Raw genomic sequence first — 22,572 nt, 5'->3', positions numbered from 1 at the left:
AGAATGAGCCGGGATCACTCTACCCGCGCCAGCACCGCGAGCTTGCGGATGCCCTTGTTACGGTAGGCGTCGAGGAACGCGTAATAGTCCTTGAACGACACGCAGCCGTTGGAATCGCCGTTCGGCCCGAGCATGAAGGTGTGGGCGAGCAGGCCGTCGCGGCCGTAGATCGCGCTCTCGCCGCCGATCGGGGTCAGGCGCAGCGCCGGCACGCCATGGAACAGCGCTTCGCGTGGCTTCAGCATGTAGATGTGCGGCGGCGTCACGCCGCGCATGCGGACACGCGAGGAGCGCGGATCGTCGAGATTGGAGCCGAGGCCGGAATGCGCCTCGAGCTTGGTGCCGTCGGGCAGGTAAACCATCTTGGCGGTGATGTCGTAGACCGCCGTGTCCCGCTCATAGGGCGCCGAACCGCCGAGCATGGGGTTCTGCTCCCTCGGCGCGATGGACGCGGTCACGCTGGCATCGGCCGAGGCATAGGCCAGCAGCCCGCCGGACGGCTCCCGCTTGCCCCATAGCTTCTCGACCATCGACTGGCGCGGACCGGTGATCGACATCACCGCGGCCTTGGCGCGATCGGCAAACGATTTCGGCTTCGCCTCAGGCGCCGGCACGATCTCGGCCGGATCGGCCGAAGCCAGTTGCATCTGCGCATCCGGCGCGCGCTTGGCCTTGTCCGCAGTTTTGTCGGCAATCTTGGCCGGCGCCGCCGGCTTCAGCGCGTCCGCGACCTTCGCGATCACGCTCTGCTTGGGGGCGTCCTTCGACGCTTCCTTGGCGACGGCGACCTGGGTTGCGGGCGCGGCGCTCGCATTCGACGCCACGCCCGGGGTCGCGGCCGCGGCAAAGCGCTCGTTGAACATCTCGCGCGAGATCGGGGCTGCGACCTGGAGCCGGTCGGGCAGCAGCGCAAAGGTGTCCCTGATGGCCTCGCCGGCCTCACGCAGCGCCACCCTGGGCGCGCGCTTGATCACGGGCTCGTCGTAGCCAACGCTGCCGACGGTCGGATAGACGCTGGCGCCGAGGACGTTGCTGTAGATGGTCCAGCCGGCGCCCATCACGACGCAGCCGATCGCCGCAGCGCCCAGCCAATTGGTGGTGGTCATTTTCCGGGAAGGCTTCCGAAGAGAATTCTTGGACTTCCGTGCCGCGTTACTCTGCGCAGCGATACTCGTACTCATTCGCCTTGCGTCCAGGACGGTGTCACTCAGTCCCCCTTCGAAGTGCCGCTGGTCACGATCCGGGATCAGCATCTCGCAGGAGGTCGGAGCGTCATTAAGGCGACTTTTAGTTAAATGCAGATTAAGTTCGGGCAGATGTGAGGCACCGCGTTAACGCTGTCCCATTTCGAGAAAAAAGTCCGCAGAACTACGGACTTAGCAGCATCTGTTAACTATAATTCTCGGCCGGTTCGGCGCGTTCGATGGACGTCACAGGCCGCCCCTCTAAGGCCATCCAACCAAGTCGTTTTCGTGGTCTTCAATACCCGGACAATAGCGGGGAAGCGTTGCGCGAGGCTGGTGCGCGGCGCCCTCTCCAGCGGGTGTCAGCAGGGTGGCGGCAGAGCCCGTCCCACATCACACAACGCGCACAGAGTGCTCACGCAGCACGGCGCCCTGACCGAAAGTTGATCGCGCCGGACTGGAAAAGACCGCACCGAGGAAATAGCTCCGAGAGCGGCACTTTTCAGCAGCCTCTGCGTGTGATACGGTACCGTATCAACATCGCTTTGAACTGTGCCAAGCACGCAAACGGAGGCTGGCATGAGAGGGATCGCGGGCGCCGGTATTTTCGCTCTGGCGTGGTTGTTTCAGTTGATCGGGTCTGCGAATGCACAGCCGGCTGTCAATGTCGGCTGCATAGCATCGCCATCGGCTGCGGGCACGCAAGTGTGGCGCTGCGACAACGGCATCACCATCGTTGCGGAAAACGGCGCCAGATTTGAACTTAAGGACGCCAACCGCGACGGACATATTGACTCCGTGGAGTTGAGCAGCAAGGCGCTGCTGATCGAGGTGCCCAAGAAGCCCGGCGGCAATCCCTTCAAGGTGCTGACGCCGCAGGCGATCGCCGCAGTGCGCGGGACCAAATGGGCCGTCGATGTCGCTGAGGCCAAGACCGCGGTCTTCGTTGCCGACGGCCGTGTCAGTGTGAGCCGCAGGGCTCGTGGACGCGGCGTCGTGCTCGGACCGGGCCAAGGCGTCGATGTCGAGGCAACCGGCCCGTTGACCGTCAAGACCTGGGGCCAGCCGCGCGTCGACGCGCTGATGGCAAGACTGGGTCAATAAGGCCTGGACAATTAAGGCCCGCGCAGCAACGCCCGGGCGACAAAGAAGATTGCAGTACGTAATGACTAGACGCGTTCAGATCCTGGTGGCACTCGTCCTCACCGCGCTGTGGGGTGCCGGCATCTATGCCGGCCACGCCAACGGTCATCTGCGCTTTCTCGATCGGCTTGAGGCGACGCTGACGGATTGGCGGACCCAGGTCCGCGGCGTGCAGGCTCCGCCCGATCTCGTCACCATCGTCGCAATCGACGACACCGTCGTGAAACGCGGCGGCAGCTATCCGCTGCCGCGCGCCGATCTCGCGCGCGTCGTCGACACCATCGTGCAGTTCAAGCCGAAGGTCGTCGCGATCGACCTGCTCCTGGTCGACCGCAGCGCTGCGATCGGCGACGCGACGCTAGCAAACACGCTCGCCACCGGTCCCATAGTGCTCGCCGCCGCGGCGATCTTCCCGACCGCCAGCGAGACCGTGGAGCCGGGCACCCAAGGTCCCCTCGCCGCGCTGCCACAGGCCGAGCGCTTCCTGCTGCCTCTGCCCGCCTTCGCCGATCACGCCGAGGTCGGAGTCGTCAACGTCGCGACGGGGCAGTCGGGCTCGCCGCTTTCGGTGCCGATGCTGTTCCGGACCCGCGACAAGGTCGAGCTGTCGTTTCCCTTGCGCGTCGCGACGCGCGCGCTCGACAAGCCGCTGACGATCGCGCCGGATCATCTCATGCTCGGCGATCGCGCGGTGTCGACTGACAGCGATTTCGCGCTGCCGATCACCTATTACGGCCCGCGCCGCACCATCCGCACCGTCAGCGCGCAGAGCATCTTCGACGGTACGCTCAATCGCGCGGCGATCGAGAACCGCATCGTCGTGATCGGCGCCGCGGTCGCCGGCGGCGGCGACTTCTATCCAACACCGTTCGATTCCCTGATGCCCGGCGTCGAGGTGATCTCGACCGCGATCACCCATCTCGTCGCCGGTGACGGCATCGTGCGCGACCGCAAGGTCCACATCGCCGACGCGCTTTTCGCGATCCTTTTGCCGATGCTGCTGGTCGGCCTGCTCGCCTGGCGGCGCAGCGCGCCCGGCATCGTCGCGGCCGCCGCGGTGATGATCGCCTGGGCCGGGCTCAATCTGTTCGCCTTCACGCACGGCGTTTGGCTGAACGCCGCGACGACACTTGCCGCCGCGGTGCCGCCGGTCGCGGTCTTTGCCGGCGTGCAGCTGTGGGCCGGCGGCCGCCGCACGCAATATTTTGCCGCCAAGAGCAGGTCGCTGGCGCAATTCCAGGCGCCCGCCGTGCAGGAATGGCTGACGCGCGATCCGAATTTCCTGTCCAGGCCGGTCCGGCAGGATGCGGCCGTCGTCTTCATCGATCTCTCCGGTTTCACGACGCTCAGCGAACGGATCGATCCGGACGAGCTGCAGCATCTGCTGAGGGCATTTCACGCGCTGATCGACAAGGCCGCGGTCGATTGCGGCGGCCTGATCACCGGCTTTCTCGGCGACGGCGCCATGATCCTGTTCGGACTGCCACACGCGATGCCCGACGACGCCGCTCGCGCGCTGCAATGCTCGATCGACCTGTATCGCAGCGTCGATCGCTGGATCGCTTCGCTGCCGCCTGCCCTCCGCGGCCAGCTCGGTTTCAAGATCGGCGCGCATTTCGGCCCGATCATCGCCTCCCGCCTCGGCGAAAGCCACCAGCACATCACGGCGACGGGCGACACGGTCAACGTCGCGAACCGCTTGATGGAGGTTGCCGCCCAGAACTGTGCGCGGCTCGCGCTGACCGATACGCTGCTGGATGCGGCCGACTTCCACGGCGCTCCCGACGGCATTCTGTCAGGTCCCCTGCTCACGCAGGTCCGCGGCCGCTCCGGCGTCGTGACCGTCTGGTTCTGGCGCGACCAGAACGGGCCGAGCCAGGCCGCCGCCAGGGCCGAGATGATCGACTGATTTTTGGGGCCGCCTACCGCGCTTCCGGCGGCGGCGAGCGGTCGAGCACGTCGCCCTTGGCGCCTTCGAGCAGATCAATGCCGTAGGTCTCGACCACGAGCGGCCCGCGCTTGCGCTGCAATTGCGCAATTTGCGTCACCTTCGCGAAGAGCTCGTCGAGGGCGGGATGGCCGTCCGGGCGCAGCTCGTCGACAGAGATCAACTTGCCGGCAAGCAGCTTTGGATCGGGCTCGGGCATGTTGACCCAGCGGATGCGCTGGTTCTGCTGCAGCACGCAGGTGCCGCGCGGCAGATAGAAGGCGAGCCAGCCCGTGGTGCCGTAGTCCTGCGCGAGCACGCAGGTCGCGCCACTGCGCACGCGCGCCGCTTCGATCTCGGCGGCGAGCTCGCGCCAGCCGACCCCGACGCTGCGCACCGTCGCGTCGCGGCGATAGCCCGACAGCCAGCCGGTGTTGGCCTGCACGATCAGCGCCGCAAACATCACGATGCCCACGGGCGCGGCCCAGCGCAGGCAGAAATCCGCGAGGCGCCGCGCGCGCGGTTGCCACGGCACGAGATTGGCGGCGGCGGCCGCGGCAACGATGAAGGGCGGATAGACCGGCGCGAACCAGTTGGCCTCGACGCGGGCATGCAGCGAATGCCAGACGAAATAGACGACGATGGTCCAGAACAGCGTCTCGATCAGCAAACGCGAGGCCAGCGCGCCGGCCCGGCGCCAGGTCAGCGCGTGCAGGCCCATCGCGCCGAGGATGAAGACCAGCGGCGTTGCGAAGGCGATCTGGGTCGGGATCAGCTCGGCGATGAAGACGGGACGGAAGTCCTCGATCTTCGCGCGGCCGAGCTGCTTTACGAACGAGACCCATTGATGATCCGCATTCCACAGGATCACCGGTGAGAACAGCGCGAACGCAACGAGACCGCCGAGATAGGGCCAGGGCGAGAGGAACCAGCGCCGCAGTTTCGGCACGGCCGCAAGCCAGATCAGGATCGCGGCGCCAAAGAACATCGCGGTGTATTTCGACAGCAGCGCCGCGCCGACCGCCGCGCCGACGGCGAGCCACCAGACGCCGCGGCCGGTCTCCAGCACCTTGGCGAGGAAGAACAGCACGAAGCTCGAAGCAACGAGCAGCGGCGCATCGGGCGTGACGATCAGCGTGCCGACCGAGGCCATCATGGTCACATTGAGCAGGATGGCGCTGGTCGCCGCCACCCGCGCGCCACCGAACAGGATGGCGGCGGAGCGGTAGATCGCGTAGCTCATCGGCAGCGCGAGCAGGATCGAGAACACGCGGACGCCGAGCTCGGTGTCGCCGGCAATCATGGTGCCGGCGCGGATCACATAGGCGACCATCGGCGGGTGGTCGTAATACCCGCCGGCGAGGTTCTTCGACCACATCCAGTAATAGGCTTCGTCGAAGGTGATCGGCGTGAACGCGGCTGCAACCAGCCGCAAGCCGACCAGCGCGACGATCACCAGCGCGGTATTGCGGACAATCCGCGCGTCAGCCCCGCCCATGTCGAGCTATTTCTTGCGCCAGACGAACAGTCCGGACATCGCGTAGTTCCACACCACGCCCATCAGCGCGCCGGCCATGCCGGCCAGCCACCAGATCGGCTCCTGGTCGTAGACCGAGAAGGCGACGCCGACATTGGCGAGCAGGCCGACGCTGCACACGATATAGAAGGCGATCAGGCCGCGCAGCAGCGCAAAGCCCTTCAGCCGCTGGTCGCGGTAGGTGAGGAAGTTGTTGAGGACGAAGTTGCTGGTCATGGCGACGACGGCGCCCGCGGCCTGCGCCTCCGCGAACGGCGCCTTGAACAGCTGAAGGGCGATGAACAGCGTGGTCAAATGCACCACGAGGCCGATGCCGCCGACCATCGCGAACAGGATGAAGCGCAGCGAGACAGCATCGTTGGTGAACTTGGCCAGCACCAGGCCGAGAAAATCCAGCGCGACCATGGAATCGAGCTTGCTCTCGCCGTGCTGGCGCTCGCCGAACGTGTAGGGAATTTCAACGGCTCGCAACCTACCGTTCGCGCTCGCGACGAGGTCGAGCAGGATCTTGAAGCCGTGCACCGACAGCTTTGGCGCGAGCTCCTCGAAACGGTCGCGCCGAACCATGAAGAAGCCGCTCATGGGATCGGCGATCTCGACCCGCAACGCCTTCCTGGCGAGTTCGGTCGCAAGCGCGCTGGCGCCGGCGCGCTGCTTGTTGAAGCCTTCGCTCTTGTAGCCCTCGATGTAGCGGCTGCCGACGACGAGATCGGCCTGGTCGCTTGCGAGCAGCAACAGCATCTTCGGCAGTTGCGTCTCGTCGTGCTGGAGGTCGGCATCGATCACGGCCACATAGGGCGCGCTGGAGGCCAGGATGCCCTCGATGCAGGCGCCCGACAGGCCGCGGCGGCCGATGCGGCGGACACAGCGCACGCGGTTGTCGCGCTGCGCCAGCGCGCGCACGACGTCCCAGGTGCCGTCGGGCGAATTATCGTCGACGAACACGACTTCCCAGGCGACGTTGGCGAGCGTCGCCTCCAGCCGCCGGTACAGCACCGTGACGTTGTCGCGCTCGTTGAACGTCGGGACGATGACCGACAGTTCCGGCGCCTCTTGAGCCTGCGGGGGAGTGCCGGAGCCCGGTCTGATCGCTTCATTCATGACGGCAGCGTATATCCGCCGCGTCCTGCGCTGCCAAGACGTTGCGCTGCCAAGATCTACCGAGCCGGGGGTCTGTGGGGAAAGGCCCAAAAAGGGCCCAAAAATGCCAACGACCCCGGAACGGCGGACCGCGCGTACATCCGGCGCAAGCCCAAGCTATTCCAAGGTCGTTCCAGCGCCGGAGGTTTCACTCAACGTCGCCGTTAGAAGCTAGATAGGTACGGCAAAACCGCTTCGCAAGGGGGCATAGCGGCTCTTTTTCAGACCCTTGCTAGTTCGGGACTTCCTTGATCACCGGCCCACGCGGCACGGGGGCGGCCGGGACAGCGGGCGCTGCGGCCGGAGCCGGCTCGGCCTTTGCCGGCCTGGGCGGCTTGCCGTACTGGCCGATCGGCCCCAATACGACGGCGACCGCAAGCACGACTGCCGCGACGATCGCGCCCAGAATGCCACCCATCGACTCAGACGACATGGAAGCCCATCCCTGTTCCAGATGCCTCCAATGATACCATGGATGCGCGCGGAGCTGGAAGAGCCCCCCGCGGAGGGGCGAATAGCGAATGGCTCGTCGCGAATGAAGAGCGCCGGCTTACGTGCCCTCTTCGCGATTGGCCGTTCGCCACTGCCCTACTTTGCGGGCGGCCTGTGCTTGACGAAGGCCGTCACGATGTCCTTCTGCGCCGACTCGACCGCTCTGTTCGCGGTGGCGAGATGGGCGCCGGCATCGATGTTCGGATATTGCGTGGTGAGATAGTCGAGCAACGCCACCCGGTAATATTGCCGCTCCGACGGACAGGCGCCCGCGACCGAGCGGCCGAAATCCTGTTCCGACATTCCCTGATTGGAGTCGCGCGAATATTCCCGCGCCAGGCAATGCCAGTAATCGTCTCGGCCCTGCATGGCGAGCTTCTGCGCACCCTTGGCATCGTCGTCATCGTCGGCCATGGCACCAAACGTCATGGCAGCAGATGTCATCATGACAAGCGCCGCTCCCACCATCAGCATCCGCATTCTTGTTCTCCTTTTGCGCGGGTCCCGTTGCGACCTTAGACGGGACGGCGCAACTGGCCAATCACATCTGGTTTGATTAGGATGAGGTCCCTCCCCGTCGATGCGAGACCCTCCCGTGGCCAAAGCAAAAACCGCGTCCAAAAAATCCGGCAACATCTTCATCGGCGTCGGCGGCTGGACCTTCGAGCCCTGGCGCGGCGTGTTCTACCCGGAGAAGCTCACGCAGGCCAAGGAGCTGTCCTATGCCGCCTCGAAGCTGACCTCGATCGAGATCAACGGCACCTATTACGGCTCGCAGAAGCCGGAGAGCTTTCGCAAATGGGCCAGCGAAGTGCGCGATGGTTTCGTGTTCTCGGTGAAGGGACCCCGCTTCGCCACCAACCGCCGCGTGCTCGCCGAGGCCGGCGATTCCATCAAGCGGTTCTATGATTCCGGCGTGCTGGAACTCGGCGACCATCTCGGACCGGTGCTGTGGCAGTTCGCGCCGACGAAAAAGTTCGACGGCGCCGATTTCGGCAAGTTCCTGGAGCTGCTGCCGCGCAAGCTCGATGGGCGCGCGCTGCGCCATGTCGTCGAGGTCCGCCACGACAGTTTTTGCGCGCCGGACTTCGTCGCGCTGATCCGCGAGTTCGAGACGCCTGTCGTGTTCGCCGAGCACGGCAAATATCCGGCGATCGCCGACGTCGCCGGCGACTTCGTCTATGCACGGCTCCAGAAGGGCAATGACGAGATCAAGACCTGCTATCCGCCGAAGCAGCTCGATGCCTGGGCCAAGCGCTTTCAGGACTGGGCCGAGGGGAGTGAACCCGACGATCTGCCGAAGGTCGACGAGGCCAAGCCGAAGAAAGAGCCGCGCGACGTGTTCGCCTATGTCATCCACGAGGGCAAGGTGCGCGCACCGGCCGGCGCCATGGAACTGATCGCGCGGGTGAGCTGAGGATGGTTCATGGCAAAGGCGAAAAAGCTCTTCACCATCGGTTATGAACAGACGCCGCCCAAGGCGGTGCTCGACGAGCTGGTAGAGGCCGGCGTCAAGCTCGTGGTCGACGTGCGCGCGGTGACCTCTTCGCGCCGGCCCGGCTTTTCGAAGAAGCAGCTGTCCGCGGGCCTCGATGAGCGCGGGATCGCCTATGTCCATCTCGCCGCGCTCGGCACGCCGAAGGAAGGCCGCCTCGCCGCGCGCAGCGGCCAATACGAAGTGCTGGAGAAGATCTATTCAAAGCACCTGAAGACGCCGCAGGCCAGGGAAGAGATGGACGAGCTCTCGGCGCTGGTGATGAAGGCCGGTCCGGTTTGCCTGCTCTGCTACGAGCGCGATCACACCCATTGCCACCGCCAGATGATCGCGGAGATCATCGAGGAGCGCGATGGCGTGGCGGTGAGGAATTTGGCCGGACGACAGGTGTAGCGGCCTTCGGGCGGGAGGACGACTTTAACCGTAGCCGTCATCCTGAGGTGGCCGCTTCTTTAGCGGCCCTCGAAGGACGACGGCGTGCCCCGATGTAGCATCTCCGCCGTGCATCCTTCGAGGCTCGCAAGGGCTCGCACCTCAGGATGACGGATCTGGCGCGAGCTCGTCTTGGCGCGTGGAGAGAGTTCACCCCTCGCCCACCAGCCGAAACGTCCCTTCCATCATCTGCACGCAGCTGCCGCCGACATGAGCGGACGTGATCTTTCCATCCTGCTTGCGCACGCGCGTCCGGAGGATGCTTGGCCGTCCCATGTCAAAGCCCTGGCCGACGGTGAGCTTCAACTCGCCATCGCGCGTGGGATCGAGGTCGGCAAACAGCGCCGCCGCGGCGACCGTCGCGCTGCCGGTGGCGGGATCCTCGACGAGGCCGCTGGCGCCGCGCATGAACATCCGCGCCTGCCGATCGCAAGGCGCCTCCGCTGGCGGCACGTCGCGCGTGTAGAACCATACCGAGCGGGCGCCGTCCCGCGGCAAGACCTTGCCGTAGGCCGCCGCATCGGGCCGGGCGCGCTTGAGCGCCTCGCGCGAATGCAGCTCCATCACCAGAAACGCGTTTCCGACGCTGACGATCTGCGGCGCGTGGCTGTCGACCTTGATGTCATCCGCACCGAGCGAGACGCAGCTTGCAGCTTCAGCGGCAGACAATTGCGACAGCCGCGCCAAAGGTTGGGGCGCGGTGAGCTCGGTTCTGACCACCCGGCCCTGCTCTCTCACGATCTCGACCGGCACGAGCCCGGCCTTCTCCTCAAACAGCAGGCGCGGCTTCAGCTCTTTTGCCATCGAGGCCAGCACGAAGGCGGTGCCGACATTGGGATGGCCGGCAAAGGCAATCTCCAGCACCGGCGTGAAGATGCGCACCTCGGCGTCGTTGGCCCTGTCGCGCGGCGGCAGCACGAAGGTCGTCTCGGAATAGTTGAACTCTGTCGCGATCGCCTGCATCTGCTGCGTCGTGAGCCCGCCGGCATCGAGCACCACGGCGAGCTGGTTGCCGCCGAAGCCGCGGTCGGTGAACACGTCGACGGTGATGTAGCGGCGCTGCATCTTCACTTCCTCATGAAAGTCGCGGCCTCAACCGGCCGCATCGCCGGCAGTCTACAGGCCGGCGATATCGCTCGTCATGCCCCAAAATTCGGAGCATTCGGAGCAATCGCGCGAGGAGATCAGGAGGGAGAATCAGAAGCGGAACAGCTGATACGGCGATGCGAGCACCTGCGCGCGATCGCTGTCATCGACGATCAGCCCATCGAGAAACTGCCGGTTTTTCGCGTAAGCCTGCGACGCCTCGAACTGCGTGTGCGGCCAGTCGCTGCCCCACAGCAATCGATCCAGTCCGTAAGCCTTGCGCAGCAGCGGATAGGCCTCCTTCGTAAAACTCTCGCCGCTCGCGCCGTTGCGATACGGCGCCGAGATCTTGACCCAGACATTTCGCGTCGCGCCGAGCTTCAGCACCGACTGGAAGCCGTGATCGACGACGCCGAGTTTCGGATCCGGCAACGCATAGTGATCGAGCACGACGGTGACACCATGGTCGAGCAGCTGCGGCGCCAGCAGTGCGAGGTCGGACGCGTTGCGCTGGAGCTCGACTTGCCAGCCCATCGATTTCACGTTTCCGAGCAGCGCCTTCCATTCGCCGGCAGCGAGATCGGGCAAGGGCTGACCGACCAGATTGAGGCGGATGCCGACGACGCCGGCGCGATCGAGCGCGCGCAGTTCGTCCGCGGTCACGGAAGGATCGACCACCGCGATACCACGCAGGCGTCCGCCGGAAGTCTTCAGGCTCTCGACCAGATAGGAATTATCGGTGCCGAGAAAGCTCGGCTGCACCAGCACGCCATTGCTCATGCCATTGCGGTCGAGCTGCTCCAGATAGAGCGCCAGCGGCGCATCGTAATCGGGGGCATAGCGCCGGCCGGGCGCGAGCTTGAGGCCGCGGTGGAAGACATGGGCATGGGTATCGATTGTCGGCAAGCTCGTCTCACTCTTCGCTCGGCTCGCGACGGCCGTGGCCGACACGAGGGATACAAGGCCTGTGCCGAATTGGCGGCGCGTCAGGCCACGCTCGCGGGATATCATGGTGACTGCTCCCCATCCGGCGTCAGGCGCGCGTCGCGACGGCTTGTTCGAAAACCTTGCCGCGGGTTTCGGGCAGCAGCACCACCGCGATCAGCACCAGCGAATAGGCGAAGGCCGCATCGATGCCGATCGCCGGTCCGAGCCCGATGTGGTCGCTGAGATAGCCCACGAGGAAGGGGAACGCGGCGGAGACGATGCGGCCGAAATTGTAGCAGAAGCCGACGCCGGTACCGCGCACGCCGGCCGGATAGAGTTCGCTGAACAGCGCCGCCATGCTGGCGGGAATGCCGGCGGAGAAGAAGCCGAGCGGAAAGCCGAGCACCAGCATCTCGCCATTGGTCAGCGGCGCGAAGATGTAGATCAGCACGGTGACGATGCAGGCGCTGGCGAAGAAGGTGACATTGGCCCTGCGGCCGATGCGGTCGCTGATGATGCCGCTCGCGATGCAGCCGCAGAAGAAGGCAACGATGATGACTGCGAGATAGCCGCTGGAGCCCAGCACCGACAGATGCCGCACTTCGCGCAAGTATGTCGGCAGGAACGTGGTCAGGGCCGCGTAACCGCCGTGGGCGCCGATGCCAAACAGGCCTCCGATCAGCGTCGAGCGCAACACGTCGCGATGGAAGATGCCCGAGAGCGTGGCGAAGAATGGCGTCTTGTCGGCTGCGACCGCGCGCGGCGGCTCCTTCAAGCCGCGGCGGATGAAGATGATGAGGAGCGCGGGCAACAGCCCCAGCGCAAACAGCAGCCGCCAAGCGATGTCGGCGGGTGCATAAGTGAACACGAGGGCCGAGAGCAGCACGGCTGCGCCCCACCCCACGGCCCAGGCGCTCTGCACCGAGCCCAGCGCCTTGCCGCGATGCTCGGGGCGGATGATCTCGGCCATCAGCACCGCGCCGCAAGCCCATTCGGCGCCGAAACCGAGGCCCTGGATCGCCTTCAGGATCAGGAGCTGGGTGAAGGTCATCGCGAACGCGCAGGCGAAGGTCGCGAGCGCAAAGGTCGCAACGGTAATCTGAAGTGCCTTGACGCGACCAAAACGGTCGCCGAGTGCGCCGCCGAGCCAGCCGCCGAACGCGCCGAAGAACAGCGTGACCGAGCCGAGCAGGCCCGCGTCCGCCTTGCTGATGCCGAACGCCGCGATCAGCGCGGGGATGGCAAGGCCGAACATCTGGACGTCGAGCGCATCCAGCGCCCAGCCGCCAAAGCTTGCCCAGAACGTGCGCCGCTCCAACGGCGAGCTTTCGCTGTACCAGTTTGGCATTGTTTCTCCCTTGAATTCGTTATTGCTTGATGTCGTTGAAAGGTCGCTCTCACCTGATCTCGGCGTGGTAGCGGAACCGGTCGGCCGGCCCCCGCGACCTGCGCCATTCGATCGGCCGCCGCTCCAGATCGAGCGCGAGGCGCTCGATCACGATCAATGGTGCGTGCGCTTCGAGGCGCAGCAGGCGGGCCTGCATCTCGTTGGCCATTTCGACCGTCAGAATTTCCTCGGCCGACACCACCACCTCCCCGCAGCGCTCCTCGTAGAGCGGATAAAGCAGGTCGCCGAATTCGGCGGTGTCGATCTCCAGGATCGGCGCGAAGCGCGATTGCTGGAGCCAGATTTCTTCGGCGAGCAGCGGTACATCGTCGATCAGGCGCAGACGCGACAGGCTGATCACGGGCTCGCCGACAGGGATGCGCAGCGCCGACGCAACGGCCGAATTCGCCGGAACGCTCTTGCGCCGGATGATGCGGCTCTTCGGCACGCGCCGCTCGCCGCTCTCGGACTGGAAGCGGAAGAAGCGGAATAGCGAGGAGTTGAAGCGCGCCCGGCGCACGAAGGTGCCGCGGCCCTGCTGGCGCTCCAGCACGGCATCCGCAACGAGCTGATCGATCGCTTTGCGCACGGTGCCGATGGCGACGCCGTAATGCGCCGCGAGCTCGGCCTCCGACGGGATCGGCTCGCCCGGCCGCCATTCATTGCGGTTGATCCGCGCGGCGAGGTCGTCGCGCAGGCGCTGGTAGCGTGGCAGGCGGTCGTCGTGCGGGGCTGCATTCATATAGTCATATAGATGACTAGATGAAATAGGAGTCAAGCACTACCAAGGTACCGCAATCGAGAAACCGGCGATGCCCGCGGGGGACGCGAGGTCGGGCCGGCGGACGTTGCCAACCCGACCTCGCCTTGCGCGTTAATTCGCTCCCTTCGGCGTGCAGGGCGGCTGCTTGTAGGGCGCTGAGGCAAACGCGCCCTGTGCCGGAGCCCTCACGCAATCCGCAGCCGCCTGAGGCGAGGCGCGCCGCGGGGCGACGTCGCGAGCGGCTGCGGCCTGGGTTTGATAGACGGCGGCGGCGATCAGGGCGGCCGAGACAAGGGTCAATCGGGTCATGGGTTCTCTCCGCGTGGCAAACGGAAGCCGAGAGGTTTCGGCGTCCTGACAATATGAGCGGAAATCGCCGTGAGATATTTCATCACGCGCCTTCAACGAAACGCGAGCACCCTCACCCCAGTTGAAACACCGCCACCTTGTGCTCGTAGCCGCGAATCGCGACCTCGCCGAGTGCGACGGCGTCCTCACCGTCGTCGCCGAGCGCCTCGCGGACGGACGCGGAGATCAGCAGGTGCGAGCCGAACTCCTTGTTGAGTGCCTCCAGCCGCGAGGCGAAGTTCACGGTGTCGCCGATCACCGTGTACTCCTTGCGCCGGGGCGAGCCGATATTGCCGGCAACGACCTCGCCGAAATGGATGCCGATGCCGATCCGCAGCGGCCAGCTCGTTTGCGCGTTGATGCGGTCCATCGCGGCCAGCATCTCGCGGCCCGCGGCAACCGCGCGGTGCGCGGCGTCGGAGGCCTCCAGCGGCGCGCCGAACAGGGCGAGGAAGCCATCGCCCAAAAACTTGTTCACGATGCCGCCCTGACGATCGAGGATGTCGACCAGCACGGCGAACGCACCGTCGAGCCGGTCAACCACCTCCTGCGGAGTGCGCAACCGCGCGCTGGCGGTGAAGCCGCGGAAATCGACGAACATCACCGCGACGCGGCGAAGGTCGCCGCCCGCGCTGGGCCCCGCCGCCATCAGCCGTTCCACCACCTGCGGCGAGACGTGCTGGCCGAACAGGTTGGTGACGCGATCACGCGCGGTGGCGGCCGCGATGCTCGCGGCAAATTGCCGCCGCAGCCGCGCGCCGACGGAGCCGGCGAGCACGCCGCAGATCAGGATGATGGTGCTGCGCACAGCGTGAAAGTAGATCAGCGGTTCGCCAGCCTCGCTGGCCGAATTGTAGTACAGCGCGACGGCCAGGAGTTCGGCTGCGGCCACAAATCCCGTGAAGGTGGACAGCCAGAAATCGAGCCGCAGCGTCGAAAGAATGATGAAGATGAAATAGGCCAGTGGCAGCACGAAACCGAGCGCGGGCCCAGCGCCCATGCTGCGAATCTGCAGAATCAGGATGATCGTCGGCAGCGACGTTTCGATGAGAGCGCCGATATAGCGCCTGATCACCGGCAGGTCGCGATCGAGCTTGAGGTTTCGCCTGATCTGGCTGTGGACCCAGACCTCGAAGAGGATGAAGCCCCCCAAGAGCATGTATTCGCGGACCAAGCCCTCCGTCCCGCGCCAGACCCGGTTCACGATGGCAGGGTCGATCAGGTAGGTTGCGGTGAGGAACAGGATCATGACGCAGCCCGTCGTGATCAGCGCCCTCACCCGCAACAGCTCGGTGCGCAGCACTTCTCGCGTCAGCTCGCGCTCGAACTCCTCCGACATCACGGCATGTTGCCGGGTCTTCCTGCTGGCAAACCTGACCATTCCACGCCTCGATTCCGGGGCATTGTGCCTCAATCCAGCGTGCGGCGGAAGCGCGTCACCGCGATGGTCATGGCGACCAGCATCAGGATCGCCAGCGCCAGCGCGTCGAAGTGCAAATTCTGCATGGTCGCGCCCTTCAGCATGATGGCGCGGACGATCCGCAAGTAGTGGGTCAGCGGCAGGCATTCACCGAGATATTGCGCCCAGACCGGCATGCCGGCGAACGGGAACATGAATCCGGAGAGCAGAATGCTCGGCAGGAAGAACATCATGGCCATCTGCATGGCCTGGAGCTGGTTCTGCACCACCGTCGAGATGGTGTAGCCAATCGACAGATTGGTGGCGATGAACAAGGTCGACAGCAGCGCGAGCAGGAACAGATTGCCGAGCAAGGGCACGCCGAACAAGCCGACACCGATCCCGATGATGAGGAAGGCCTGAAGGAAGCCAACCAGCACATAAGGAACGATCTTGCCGAACATCACTTCGACCGGCTTGATCGGCATCGACAGCAGGCTCTCCATGGTGCCCCGCTCGACCTCGCGGGTGACCGAGAGCGCGGTGAAGATCAGCATGGTCATGGTGAGAATGGTGCCGACGAGGCCCGGCACGATATTGAGGCTGGACGACGCGGCCGGATTGTAGCGCGCATGCGCGCGGATCTCGAACGGCATCTCGGGCGGATTGCCGATATAGAGATCGTGCGCAAGCGCGGTCTGCACGACCATGCCGAGCGAGCCGAGCGCGGCGCTGGCCGCAACGGGATCGGTGGCGTCGGCCGCAACCAGCAGCGCCGGCCGGTCGCCGCGTCGCACCGCCCGCTCGAAGCCGCGCGGAATCTCGACGCCGAACAGCACCTTGCCCGATTTCAGCAGGTTGTCGAAATCGTCGACATCGTGCACCTCGTAGATGAAGCGGAAATAGGCGGTGTTCTCCAGCGCCTTCAACACCGAGCGGGCAAGATCCGAATCCTCCTGGAGCAGCACCGCGCTCGGCAGATTGTGCGGCGTGGTGTTGATGGCATAGCCAAACAGCAGAAGCTGCATCACCGGCAGCATCACGATCATCGCGAACGAGACGCGGTCGCGCTTGAGCTGGATGAACTCCTTGACCAGCATCGCATAGGAGCGCTTCCAGAAGCCGAAGCGCTCGCGGATCTCGTGCGCGGGTGCGGGATGATCGGCGGCGCTCATTGGAAATTATCCTTGGAACGGCTCATCAATTCGATGAACACGTCTTCGAGCGAGGGCGATGATTTGTGCCAGTGCAGGCCGCCCTTCTCGCGCCACGGCGCGATGCTGGCCTCGAGCGCGGCGACGTCGCGCCCGGAAACGTGCAGCGAAGTGCCGAACGGCGCCACCATGTCCACGCCGGGCTTGCCGGTGAGCGCGGCCGTGAGCCCGTTGAGGTCCTCGCCCGTCACGGTGTAGGTCGTCAGGGCGGACTTCGCGATCACCTCCTCGACCGTGCCGTGCGCCAGCAGATGGCCGTAGGCGATATAGGCGATCTCGTGGCAGCGCTCGGCCTCGTCCATGTAGTGGGTCGAGACCAGGACGGTGAGGCCGTCGGCCGCGAGCGCATGGATCTCGTTCCAGAAGTCGCGCCGCGCCTTGGGATCGACGCCGGCGGTCGGCTCGTCCAGCAGCAGCAGTTTCGGACTGGGCAGCGTGCAGGCCCCGAGCGCGAGCCGCTGCTTCCAGCCGCCGGAGAGCTCGCCCGCAAGCTGCTCCTCACGCCCCGACAGCCCGAGCCGCTTGATCATGTCGCGCGCGGCGCCGCGTGGATCGGCGAGGCCATAGAGTCGCGCGACGAATTCGAGGTTCTCGCGCACCGAGAGGTCCTGGTACAGGCTGAAGCGCTGGGTCATGTAGCCGACCTGGCGCTTGATCTTTTCGGCATCGCGCCTGATGTCGTAGCCGAGGCAGGTGCCCTCGCCGCTGTCGGGCGTGAGCAGGCCGCAGAGGATGCGGATGGTGGTGGTCTTCCCCGAGCCGTTCGGCCCGAGGAAGCCGTAGATCGAGCCGCGCTTCACCTGCATCGACAGATCGTGCACGACCTCGCGGCCGCCAAACGATTTGGTCAGGCCCTTGACGTCGATCGCGATGCCGTTGCCGCCGTTCATCGCTTGTCCGCCACCGGCGTTTTTGGATGGAGATAGACGTCGATCGGCTGTCCGACCCGCAGGGCATCGGGCCGCGAGGGCCGCGCCTGGATCAAATAGACCAGCTTGTTGCGCTCATCGAGGCTGTAGATGACAGGCGGAGTGTATTCGGCCGAGGTCGCGATGAAATAGATCTTTGCGGTGAGATCCGCCGCGCAATTGTCGCAAGAGATGCGCACCGTGTCGCCGATCGCAAGCTTCGGCAACTCGGTCTCCGGAACGAAGAAGCGCAGCTTCATGTTGCCGGGCGGCATGATCGAGAGCACCGGCCGCTGCGCCGCCACCATCTCGCCCTCGCGGAAGTAGATCTGCTGGATGGTGCCGGCAACGGGCGCAAAGCCCCTGCGCCGCGCCATTCGCGTCTCCGACGTCGCGACCCGCGCTTCGGCGACACGCAAGGACGATACGGCGGAATCGAGATTGGCCTGCGTGCCGGAGCCGGTCTTGTTCAGCGAGGCCGCGCGATCATAGGTCTGCTGCGCATTGGCCAGTGTCGCCTTGTTCTGGTTGAGGTCGGCAAGCTGGAGATCGTCGTCGACGGAATAGAGGGCATCGCCGACCTTCACCTCGTCGCCCTCGCGCACATTGAGCTTCGTCACCCGGCCCGCTTCGTCCGGGCTGACGAAGATCATGTCGGCCTCGACCCAACCCTGAAATCCGCGATCGCGCTTGTCCTTGCAACCGGCAAGGCCGGTTGCAAGGACGACAGCCAATGCAAACACAGAAATTGCTCGTGACGACCTCATGTCGTCCTCCGTTCGCCAAAAATCAGATCGAGATGGACGCGCAGCATGTCCTGGGCGTCGAGCGGCGCGTGCCGCGCAAACAGGCTCTGCCAGATCACCGCGATCATCGCGGGTGCGACCAGGATCTGCGGATAGCGCGCGAGGTTCTTCTCGCGGATCTCGCCGCGGGCAATGCCGAGCTCGATCAGCGCGCGCATGCCGGCGATCCCGCGCGAGACGACCTCGCGATAGTAGAAATCGGCGACGGACGGAAAGCGCGGCCCTTCCGCCACGATCAATCGCACGAGATCGCCGCGCCTCGTGCCGATGACCTCCTTGAGGAAGTTACCGGCAAAGGCCTCGACGAGATCGCGCACCGAGCCCGTCGGCGGCGGCAGCGCATTCAGCTTGGCCACCACAGGCACGATCACCGTGCGCACGAGCTCCTCGAACATCGATTCCTTGTCCTTGAAGTGCAGGTAGATCGTGCCCTTTGCGACACCGGCGCGCTTGGCGATGTCATCGAGCCGCGTCGCGGCAAAGCCGCGCGCGATGAACTCCTCCATCGCCGCTTCCACGATGGCCGACCGACGCTCGGCCGCACGCGTGGCACGGTTCGAAGCGGGCGCAGCGTCGGCGGGCACACGGCCCTTCGCATCGGCACGAGCTGCGGTTGGCGTGGCTGCTTTGGTTGGCTTCTTTGTCATCTCATGTTTATGACTGACCGGTCAGTCATAGTCAAGACAGCGATCCAGCCTTATGCAAGCCAACGAATTAGTATTGACTAATGCATTAGCACATGCTAATCGAATATCCATGATCGAAGCCGCCCCAAATCCCGTCACGACCGTGATGCGCGCCCTCGCCGATCCGACTCGCCGTGCCGTGTTCGAGCGCGTGTTCGAGAGCAAGGAGATCAGCGTCGCCGAGCTCACCCGCGGCAGCGGCGTGACGCAGGGCGCGATCTCGCAGCATTTGAAGTCGCTGAAGCAGGCCGGCCTCGTCGCCGAGCGCGCCGAGGGCCGCAACGTCTATTACCGCGCCGCGCCGCAAGGACTCGAGCCGCTGGTCACCTGGATGGACCATTACGGCGTGTTCTGGCGCGAGCGCTTCCAGAAACTGCGTGACCTCTTGAAGGAGATCGATCCGTGAGTGCAGCCGAGTTCAGAGCCGGGACAAAAGACAGCGTCCAAGACATTGTTTTGGAGGAGGTCTTCCCTCACGCGCCGGAGACGATCTGGAAGACGCTGACCAGCGCCCAGTTGATCGCGCGCTGGCTGATGCAGCCGACTGGCTTCGAAGCCGTCGAAGGCAAGGCCTTCACCTTCCAGACCACGCCGGGCGGCAACTGGGATGGCGTTATCCATTGCCGGGTTCTGGAAGTGATACCGAACCGGCGCCTTGTCTATGCCTGGAAGGGCGGCGACGAACGCAACACCGGCTACGGCGCGCCGCTCGATACCGTCGTGACGTGGTCCCTCACCCCGGTCGAAGCCGGCACGCGGATCCGCCTGGTGCATGCGGGCTTCGTCATGCCCAGGAACGAGTCGGCCTACACGGTTATGAGCGGCGGCTGGAAGAAGGTCGTCCGCCAGCTCGACGAGATCAGTGGCGAGAAGTGAGTGGGAGATCTTTCGATGACCAAGCCTTTTACCGGCGGCTGCGCCTGCGGCGCGATCCGCTATTCGATTCTCGGTGAGCCGCTGTTCAGCAATCACTGCCAGTGCCGGGATTGCCAGCGCGAAAGCGGCGGCGGCCACGGCTCGTACATGACCTTCGCGCGCGCCGGCGTCACGGTGACGGGCGAGGCGAAGCATTGGGACATGGTCGGCGACAGCGGCAATGTGAAGACGCGCGGCTTCTGCACGCAGTGCGGCTTGCCGGTCTACATGACCTTCGCCGCAATGCCCGACATCTTCACCATCCGCGCCGCAAGCCTCGACGAGCCCGCCCGCTACAAGCCGCAGGTGGTGACCTACGCTGCTCGCGGACATGATTGGGATCGTCTCGATCCGGACCTGCCGAAATTCGAGACCATGCCGCCAGCGTGAGGCACTAGAGCCACTTCCGTTCCGATGGAAGTTCCGATGGAATCGGAACGGGGCTCTAGATTTTTGTCTTGACGCGTTTTCCTTACGCGAACCGGTATCCACTTCGCTCGAAAACGCTCTAGCCAAAGTCGAGCACCATGCGGCCGTCGATCTTACCGGCCTTCATCCGGTCGAAGACGTTATTGATCTCCGCGAGCGGCACCTTGGCTACTTCGGCCTTGACCTTGCCGTCCGCGGCGAATGCGATGGCCTCGTCGAGATCCCTGCGGGTGCCGACGATGGAGCCACGCACGGTGATACGCTTGAGCACGACATCGAAGATCGGCGTCGGGAATTCGCCCGGCGGCAGGCCGACCAAGCTGACGGTGCCCTTGCGACGCACCATCTTCAGCGCCTGCGCGAACGCCGAGGTCGAGACCGCCGTCACCAGCACACCGTGGGCCCCGCCCCCGGTTGCTGCCACAACCTTGTCCACCGCATCGGCCTCCAGCGCGTTGACCGCGAGATCGGCGCCGGTCTCGCGTGCGAGCTTGAGCTTGTCCTCGGCGATGTCGACGGCTGCGACCTTGAACCCCATCGCCTTGGCGTACTGGATCGCGACATGGCCGAGCCCGCCGACGCCGGAGATGGCGACCCACTCGCCGGGCCGAGCGTCGGTCTCCTTCAATCCCTTGTAGGTGGTGACGCCGGCACACAGGATCGGCGCGACGGCGGCGAAATCGATAGTTGCCGGGAGCTTTGCGGCAAAGGCAGCCGAGGCGATGACATATTCGGCAAAGCCGCCGTTCACGCTGTAGCCGGTGTTGTGCTGGTGCTCGCACAGCGTTTCCCAGCCGGTCTCGCAATATTCGCAAGCCATGCACGCGTCGTGCAGCCAGGCGACGCCGACGGCATCGCCGACCTTCAGATTTTTCACACCTGGCCCGAGTGCAGCGACGGTTCCCGCCACCTCATGCCCGGGAATGAAGGGCGGAACCGGCTTCACCGGCCAGTCGCCGGAAGCTGCGTGCAGATCGGTGTGGCAGACGCCGCACGCTTTCACCTTGACCAAAACCTCGCCGAGACCGGGCTGCGGCACCGGCACGTCCTCGATCACCAACGGCTTGCCGAATTGTTTGACGATGGCGGCTTTCATGGTCGGCATGTGTCTGCTCCATTGCAATACAGAGGGCAGACTAGCGATGCCGGGCGGCGCCCCCTTGATTGGAGTCAAAGAACGCAAGTTTATCCGTCGCAGGAACCATCACGACACCGCGAAGACGAGGCCGCTTGAAGTACCGCTAGCTATGGAACTTCAGACCGTCGACGATCTTGTCGATCACCTTGCGCTCAGCGCGCATCGCGATGCCGACGAGATTGAGATCGGTGCGCTCAACCGCCCTCACCGCTTCGCGGTTGGCGGCATCGCGCGTGGTCTTGAACATGTCCTCGGTGTAAAGGGCCGCCGTCACATTGCGCGAGAGCGCACGGTCGAGCGCGCGTGACAGCGCGGCACCATCGGCACCGTAGATCAGGATCGGCTGGCCGATCAGCGCGTGGTACTTCGTGCCCGAACCGTCCTCATAGGGCTCGCCGATACAGTCCGGAAAGGCCGCGGCAATTCCGCTGGTGAGAAACGACGCGACGTTGAGCTTCTGCCAGACCTGAAGATCGGTGCGGATCACGACCGCGATCTTGGTGTCGAGCTGCATGCATACCTCGAACTGTCATTCCGGGGCGCGCCGAAGGCGCGAGCCCGGAATCCATCGGGCCACAGAGTCGGTGGACGAATGGATTCCCGGTTCGATGCTACGCATCGCCCCGGAATGACAGCAAGAGAAATTCAACCCTTGGCGTCGCAGGCCCAGGCGCGGATCACGCATTCCTTGCCGCCGTATTTGTAGCATTCGCGCGTGGCGGCGTTGAGCGAGGCCGATATCTTCGGCTTGACGGCATAGCCATACGCGCCGCACGGGTTGGCCATATCGACCGACATCGCCGCGCAGGCACGCTTCATGGTCACGGTCGTGCAGTCGCCCTTGCACTGCTTCTGTGCCGCTGCACGGGCCTCGCGCTCGGCGCCGTAATCAAAAGCCTGGCCATAGGCCCCGCACTTGCCGACCGCAAACGCACCGGCAGCATGCGCATCCGTGATGTAGCGAGCGCCGGCGACACAAACCGACAGCGCAAAGAAAAACATCGCGCAACGGCGCGCGACGACATTCGAAGCCATGGAAAAACCCCTCCCCCCAAGGCAGGTGGAAGGGACTCTAAGCGGTGGTCGTTTCCAGATGGTGAACGAGGGGTTGAAATCGAACGAATGAGAGTGCCGTAGGGTGGGCAAAGGCGCAAAGCGCCGTGCCCACCATCCATCCACACCATCATTCAAAATTGGTGGGCACGCTTCCGCCTTC

The 22,572-nt window shown here is 65.0% G+C and carries 25 protein-coding genes; 7 read left to right on the top strand and 18 right to left on the bottom strand.

The features are described from left to right. Window positions 1-14: 14 nt before the first annotated feature. Window positions 15-1,106, bottom strand: coding sequence for a DUF2778 domain-containing protein (locus tag ABIB99_RS05750; RefSeq protein ID WP_354175047.1), 1,092 nt, complete (start codon window positions 1,104-1,106; stop codon window positions 15-17). A gap of 657 nt (window positions 1,107-1,763) precedes the next feature. Here ABIB99_RS05750 and ABIB99_RS05745 point away from each other — a divergent pair. Next, entirely contained in the window at window positions 1,764-2,288 is a 525-nt protein-coding gene (locus ABIB99_RS05745; RefSeq protein WP_354175046.1) for a FecR domain-containing protein, read from the top strand. A 61-nt stretch (window positions 2,289-2,349) separates the two neighbouring features. Then, window positions 2,350-4,236: a CHASE2 domain-containing protein gene (locus ABIB99_RS05740; protein WP_354175045.1), complete on the top strand. Its 1,887-nt coding sequence runs from the start codon at window positions 2,350-2,352 to the stop codon at window positions 4,234-4,236. 13 nt (window positions 4,237-4,249) lie between these two features. Here ABIB99_RS05740 and ABIB99_RS05735 read toward each other — a convergent pair whose 3' ends face one another. From ABIB99_RS05735 to ABIB99_RS05720, 4 genes are all read right to left on the bottom strand, one after another. After that, window positions 4,250-5,752, bottom strand: coding sequence for a glycosyltransferase family 39 protein (locus ABIB99_RS05735; protein WP_354175044.1), 1,503 nt, complete (start codon window positions 5,750-5,752; stop codon window positions 4,250-4,252). Window positions 5,753-5,758: 6 nt separating this feature from the next. Beyond that, a complete protein-coding gene (locus ABIB99_RS05730; protein WP_354175043.1) occupies window positions 5,759-6,892 on the bottom strand; it encodes a glycosyltransferase family 2 protein in 1,134 nt (377 codons plus the stop codon). 271 nt (window positions 6,893-7,163) lie between these two features. Further along, window positions 7,164-7,364 (bottom strand): hypothetical protein, encoded by a 201-nt coding sequence (locus tag ABIB99_RS05725; protein WP_063982424.1) that lies wholly within the window; start codon window positions 7,362-7,364, stop codon window positions 7,164-7,166. Window positions 7,365-7,519: 155 nt separating this feature from the next. After that, a complete protein-coding gene (locus ABIB99_RS05720; RefSeq protein WP_063982423.1) occupies window positions 7,520-7,903 on the bottom strand; it encodes a hypothetical protein in 384 nt (127 codons plus the stop codon). 100 nt (window positions 7,904-8,003) lie between these two features. Here ABIB99_RS05720 and ABIB99_RS05715 point away from each other — a divergent pair, with 100 nt between their 5' ends. Both ABIB99_RS05715 and ABIB99_RS05710 read left to right on the top strand, forming a co-directional pair. Then, the gene (locus ABIB99_RS05715; protein WP_354175042.1) at window positions 8,004-8,840 is read left to right on the top strand and encodes a DUF72 domain-containing protein; all 837 of its coding nucleotides are present in this window, start codon (window positions 8,004-8,006) and stop codon (window positions 8,838-8,840) included. Between the two features lie 9 nt (window positions 8,841-8,849). After that, complete coding sequence (locus tag ABIB99_RS05710) at window positions 8,850-9,311, top strand: DUF488 domain-containing protein (RefSeq protein WP_208087574.1); 462 nt, start codon at window positions 8,850-8,852, stop codon at window positions 9,309-9,311. A gap of 189 nt (window positions 9,312-9,500) precedes the next feature. Here ABIB99_RS05710 and ABIB99_RS05705 read toward each other — a convergent pair whose 3' ends face one another. The 10 genes from ABIB99_RS05705 to ABIB99_RS05660 form a co-directional block, all read right to left on the bottom strand. Then, window positions 9,501-10,415, bottom strand: a complete 915-nt coding sequence (locus ABIB99_RS05705; RefSeq protein WP_354175041.1) for a PhzF family phenazine biosynthesis protein — start codon at window positions 10,413-10,415, stop codon at window positions 9,501-9,503. 132 nt (window positions 10,416-10,547) lie between these two features. Beyond that, window positions 10,548-11,447, bottom strand: a complete 900-nt coding sequence (locus ABIB99_RS05700; protein ID WP_354175040.1) for an amidohydrolase family protein — start codon at window positions 11,445-11,447, stop codon at window positions 10,548-10,550. 22 nt (window positions 11,448-11,469) lie between these two features. Further along, a complete protein-coding gene (locus tag ABIB99_RS05695) occupies window positions 11,470-12,711 on the bottom strand; it encodes an MFS transporter (protein WP_354175039.1) in 1,242 nt (413 codons plus the stop codon). 49 nt (window positions 12,712-12,760) lie between these two features. After that, window positions 12,761-13,492, bottom strand: a complete 732-nt coding sequence (locus ABIB99_RS05690) for a GntR family transcriptional regulator (protein WP_135215459.1) — start codon at window positions 13,490-13,492, stop codon at window positions 12,761-12,763. Between the two features lie 132 nt (window positions 13,493-13,624). Further along, window positions 13,625-13,822 (bottom strand): hypothetical protein, encoded by a 198-nt coding sequence (locus tag ABIB99_RS05685; protein WP_354175038.1) that lies wholly within the window; start codon window positions 13,820-13,822, stop codon window positions 13,625-13,627. Window positions 13,823-13,934: 112 nt separating this feature from the next. Then, complete coding sequence (locus tag ABIB99_RS05680; protein ID WP_231142266.1) at window positions 13,935-15,242, bottom strand: adenylate/guanylate cyclase domain-containing protein; 1,308 nt, start codon at window positions 15,240-15,242, stop codon at window positions 13,935-13,937. Window positions 15,243-15,271: 29 nt separating this feature from the next. After that, window positions 15,272-16,435 (bottom strand): ABC transporter permease, encoded by a 1,164-nt coding sequence (locus ABIB99_RS05675; protein WP_135215457.1) that lies wholly within the window; start codon window positions 16,433-16,435, stop codon window positions 15,272-15,274. Continuing rightward, window positions 16,432-17,364: an ABC transporter ATP-binding protein gene (locus tag ABIB99_RS05670; RefSeq protein WP_354175037.1), complete on the bottom strand. Its 933-nt coding sequence runs from the start codon at window positions 17,362-17,364 to the stop codon at window positions 16,432-16,434. The genes ABIB99_RS05675 and ABIB99_RS05670 overlap by 4 nt, the downstream gene beginning before the upstream one ends. Further along, the gene (locus tag ABIB99_RS05665) at window positions 17,361-18,149 is read right to left on the bottom strand and encodes an HlyD family secretion protein (protein ID WP_354175036.1); all 789 of its coding nucleotides are present in this window, start codon (window positions 18,147-18,149) and stop codon (window positions 17,361-17,363) included. The genes ABIB99_RS05670 and ABIB99_RS05665 overlap by 4 nt, the downstream gene beginning before the upstream one ends. Then, complete coding sequence (locus ABIB99_RS05660) at window positions 18,146-18,835, bottom strand: TetR/AcrR family transcriptional regulator (RefSeq protein WP_354175035.1); 690 nt, start codon at window positions 18,833-18,835, stop codon at window positions 18,146-18,148. The genes ABIB99_RS05665 and ABIB99_RS05660 overlap by 4 nt, the downstream gene beginning before the upstream one ends. Window positions 18,836-18,944: 109 nt before the next feature. On the opposite strand from ABIB99_RS05660, the gene ABIB99_RS05655 reads away from it, so the two are divergent. Genes ABIB99_RS05655 through ABIB99_RS05645 form a run of 3 tightly spaced genes read left to right on the top strand, consistent with a single transcriptional unit; the run spans window position 18,945 to window position 20,179 of the window. Further along, entirely contained in the window at window positions 18,945-19,280 is a 336-nt protein-coding gene (locus tag ABIB99_RS05655; RefSeq protein ID WP_354175034.1) for an ArsR/SmtB family transcription factor, read from the top strand. Continuing rightward, window positions 19,277-19,750: an SRPBCC family protein gene (locus ABIB99_RS05650; RefSeq protein WP_354175033.1), complete on the top strand. Its 474-nt coding sequence runs from the start codon at window positions 19,277-19,279 to the stop codon at window positions 19,748-19,750. Before ABIB99_RS05655 ends, ABIB99_RS05650 begins: the two co-directional genes overlap by 4 nt. 15 nt (window positions 19,751-19,765) lie before the next feature. Next, window positions 19,766-20,179 carry a GFA family protein gene (locus ABIB99_RS05645; RefSeq protein ID WP_354175032.1) on the top strand — a complete coding sequence of 138 codons (414 nt, stop codon included), beginning with the start codon at window positions 19,766-19,768 and terminating at the stop codon, window positions 20,177-20,179. Between the two features lie 118 nt (window positions 20,180-20,297). Here ABIB99_RS05645 and adhP read toward each other — a convergent pair whose 3' ends face one another. The 3 genes from adhP to ABIB99_RS05630 form a co-directional block, all read right to left on the bottom strand. Continuing rightward, on the bottom strand, window positions 20,298-21,323 hold the full coding sequence (adhP, locus tag ABIB99_RS05640) for an alcohol dehydrogenase AdhP (RefSeq protein WP_247309404.1): 1,026 nt from the start codon (window positions 21,321-21,323) through the stop codon (window positions 20,298-20,300). Between the two features lie 136 nt (window positions 21,324-21,459). Next, the gene (locus tag ABIB99_RS05635) at window positions 21,460-21,870 is read right to left on the bottom strand and encodes a DUF2000 family protein (protein WP_354175031.1); all 411 of its coding nucleotides are present in this window, start codon (window positions 21,868-21,870) and stop codon (window positions 21,460-21,462) included. A 131-nt stretch (window positions 21,871-22,001) separates the two neighbouring features. Then, complete coding sequence (locus ABIB99_RS05630; RefSeq protein ID WP_028158473.1) at window positions 22,002-22,391, bottom strand: DUF4189 domain-containing protein; 390 nt, start codon at window positions 22,389-22,391, stop codon at window positions 22,002-22,004. Window positions 22,392-22,572 lie beyond the last annotated feature (181 nt).

The sequence above is a fragment of the Bradyrhizobium sp. LA6.1 genome, assembly GCF_040547805.1.
GTDB classification, from domain to species: domain Bacteria; phylum Pseudomonadota; class Alphaproteobacteria; order Rhizobiales; family Xanthobacteraceae; genus Bradyrhizobium; species Bradyrhizobium barranii.
This window is presented reverse-complemented; position numbering and strand designations above follow the sequence as displayed.

What these genes read in the sequence shown, in the direction of transcription:
- ABIB99_RS05750 (WP_354175047.1), bottom strand. Translation starts at nt 1,106, where the DNA reads ATGACCACCACCAATTGGCTGGGCGCTGCGGCGATCGGCTGCGTCGTG.
- ABIB99_RS05745 (WP_354175046.1), top strand. Translation starts at nt 1,764, where the DNA reads ATGAGAGGGATCGCGGGCGCCGGTATTTTCGCTCTGGCGTGGTTGTTT.
- ABIB99_RS05740 (WP_354175045.1), top strand. Translation starts at nt 2,350, where the DNA reads ATGACTAGACGCGTTCAGATCCTGGTGGCACTCGTCCTCACCGCGCTG.
- ABIB99_RS05735 (WP_354175044.1), bottom strand. Translation starts at nt 5,752, where the DNA reads ATGGGCGGGGCTGACGCGCGGATTGTCCGCAATACCGCGCTGGTGATC.
- ABIB99_RS05730 (WP_354175043.1), bottom strand. Translation starts at nt 6,892, where the DNA reads ATGAATGAAGCGATCAGACCGGGCTCCGGCACTCCCCCGCAGGCTCAA.
- ABIB99_RS05725 (WP_063982424.1), bottom strand. Translation starts at nt 7,364, where the DNA reads ATGTCGTCTGAGTCGATGGGTGGCATTCTGGGCGCGATCGTCGCGGCA.
- ABIB99_RS05720 (WP_063982423.1), bottom strand. Translation starts at nt 7,903, where the DNA reads ATGCGGATGCTGATGGTGGGAGCGGCGCTTGTCATGATGACATCTGCT.
- ABIB99_RS05715 (WP_354175042.1), top strand. Translation starts at nt 8,004, where the DNA reads ATGCGAGACCCTCCCGTGGCCAAAGCAAAAACCGCGTCCAAAAAATCC.
- ABIB99_RS05710 (WP_208087574.1), top strand. Translation starts at nt 8,850, where the DNA reads ATGGCAAAGGCGAAAAAGCTCTTCACCATCGGTTATGAACAGACGCCG.
- ABIB99_RS05705 (WP_354175041.1), bottom strand. Translation starts at nt 10,415, where the DNA reads ATGCAGCGCCGCTACATCACCGTCGACGTGTTCACCGACCGCGGCTTC.
- ABIB99_RS05700 (WP_354175040.1), bottom strand. Translation starts at nt 11,447, where the DNA reads ATGATATCCCGCGAGCGTGGCCTGACGCGCCGCCAATTCGGCACAGGC.
- ABIB99_RS05695 (WP_354175039.1), bottom strand. Translation starts at nt 12,711, where the DNA reads ATGCCAAACTGGTACAGCGAAAGCTCGCCGTTGGAGCGGCGCACGTTC.
- ABIB99_RS05690 (WP_135215459.1), bottom strand. Translation starts at nt 13,492, where the DNA reads ATGAATGCAGCCCCGCACGACGACCGCCTGCCACGCTACCAGCGCCTG.
- ABIB99_RS05685 (WP_354175038.1), bottom strand. Translation starts at nt 13,822, where the DNA reads ATGACCCGATTGACCCTTGTCTCGGCCGCCCTGATCGCCGCCGCCGTC.
- ABIB99_RS05680 (WP_231142266.1), bottom strand. Translation starts at nt 15,242, where the DNA reads ATGGTCAGGTTTGCCAGCAGGAAGACCCGGCAACATGCCGTGATGTCG.
- ABIB99_RS05675 (WP_135215457.1), bottom strand. Translation starts at nt 16,435, where the DNA reads ATGAGCGCCGCCGATCATCCCGCACCCGCGCACGAGATCCGCGAGCGC.
- ABIB99_RS05670 (WP_354175037.1), bottom strand. Translation starts at nt 17,364, where the DNA reads ATGAACGGCGGCAACGGCATCGCGATCGACGTCAAGGGCCTGACCAAA.
- ABIB99_RS05665 (WP_354175036.1), bottom strand. Translation starts at nt 18,149, where the DNA reads ATGAGGTCGTCACGAGCAATTTCTGTGTTTGCATTGGCTGTCGTCCTT.
- ABIB99_RS05660 (WP_354175035.1), bottom strand. Translation starts at nt 18,835, where the DNA reads ATGACAAAGAAGCCAACCAAAGCAGCCACGCCAACCGCAGCTCGTGCC.
- ABIB99_RS05655 (WP_354175034.1), top strand. Translation starts at nt 18,945, where the DNA reads ATGATCGAAGCCGCCCCAAATCCCGTCACGACCGTGATGCGCGCCCTC.
- ABIB99_RS05645 (WP_354175032.1), top strand. Translation starts at nt 19,766, where the DNA reads ATGACCAAGCCTTTTACCGGCGGCTGCGCCTGCGGCGCGATCCGCTAT.
- adhP (WP_247309404.1), bottom strand. Translation starts at nt 21,323, where the DNA reads ATGCCGACCATGAAAGCCGCCATCGTCAAACAATTCGGCAAGCCGTTG.
- ABIB99_RS05635 (WP_354175031.1), bottom strand. Translation starts at nt 21,870, where the DNA reads ATGCAGCTCGACACCAAGATCGCGGTCGTGATCCGCACCGATCTTCAG.
- ABIB99_RS05630 (WP_028158473.1), bottom strand. Translation starts at nt 22,391, where the DNA reads ATGGCTTCGAATGTCGTCGCGCGCCGTTGCGCGATGTTTTTCTTTGCG.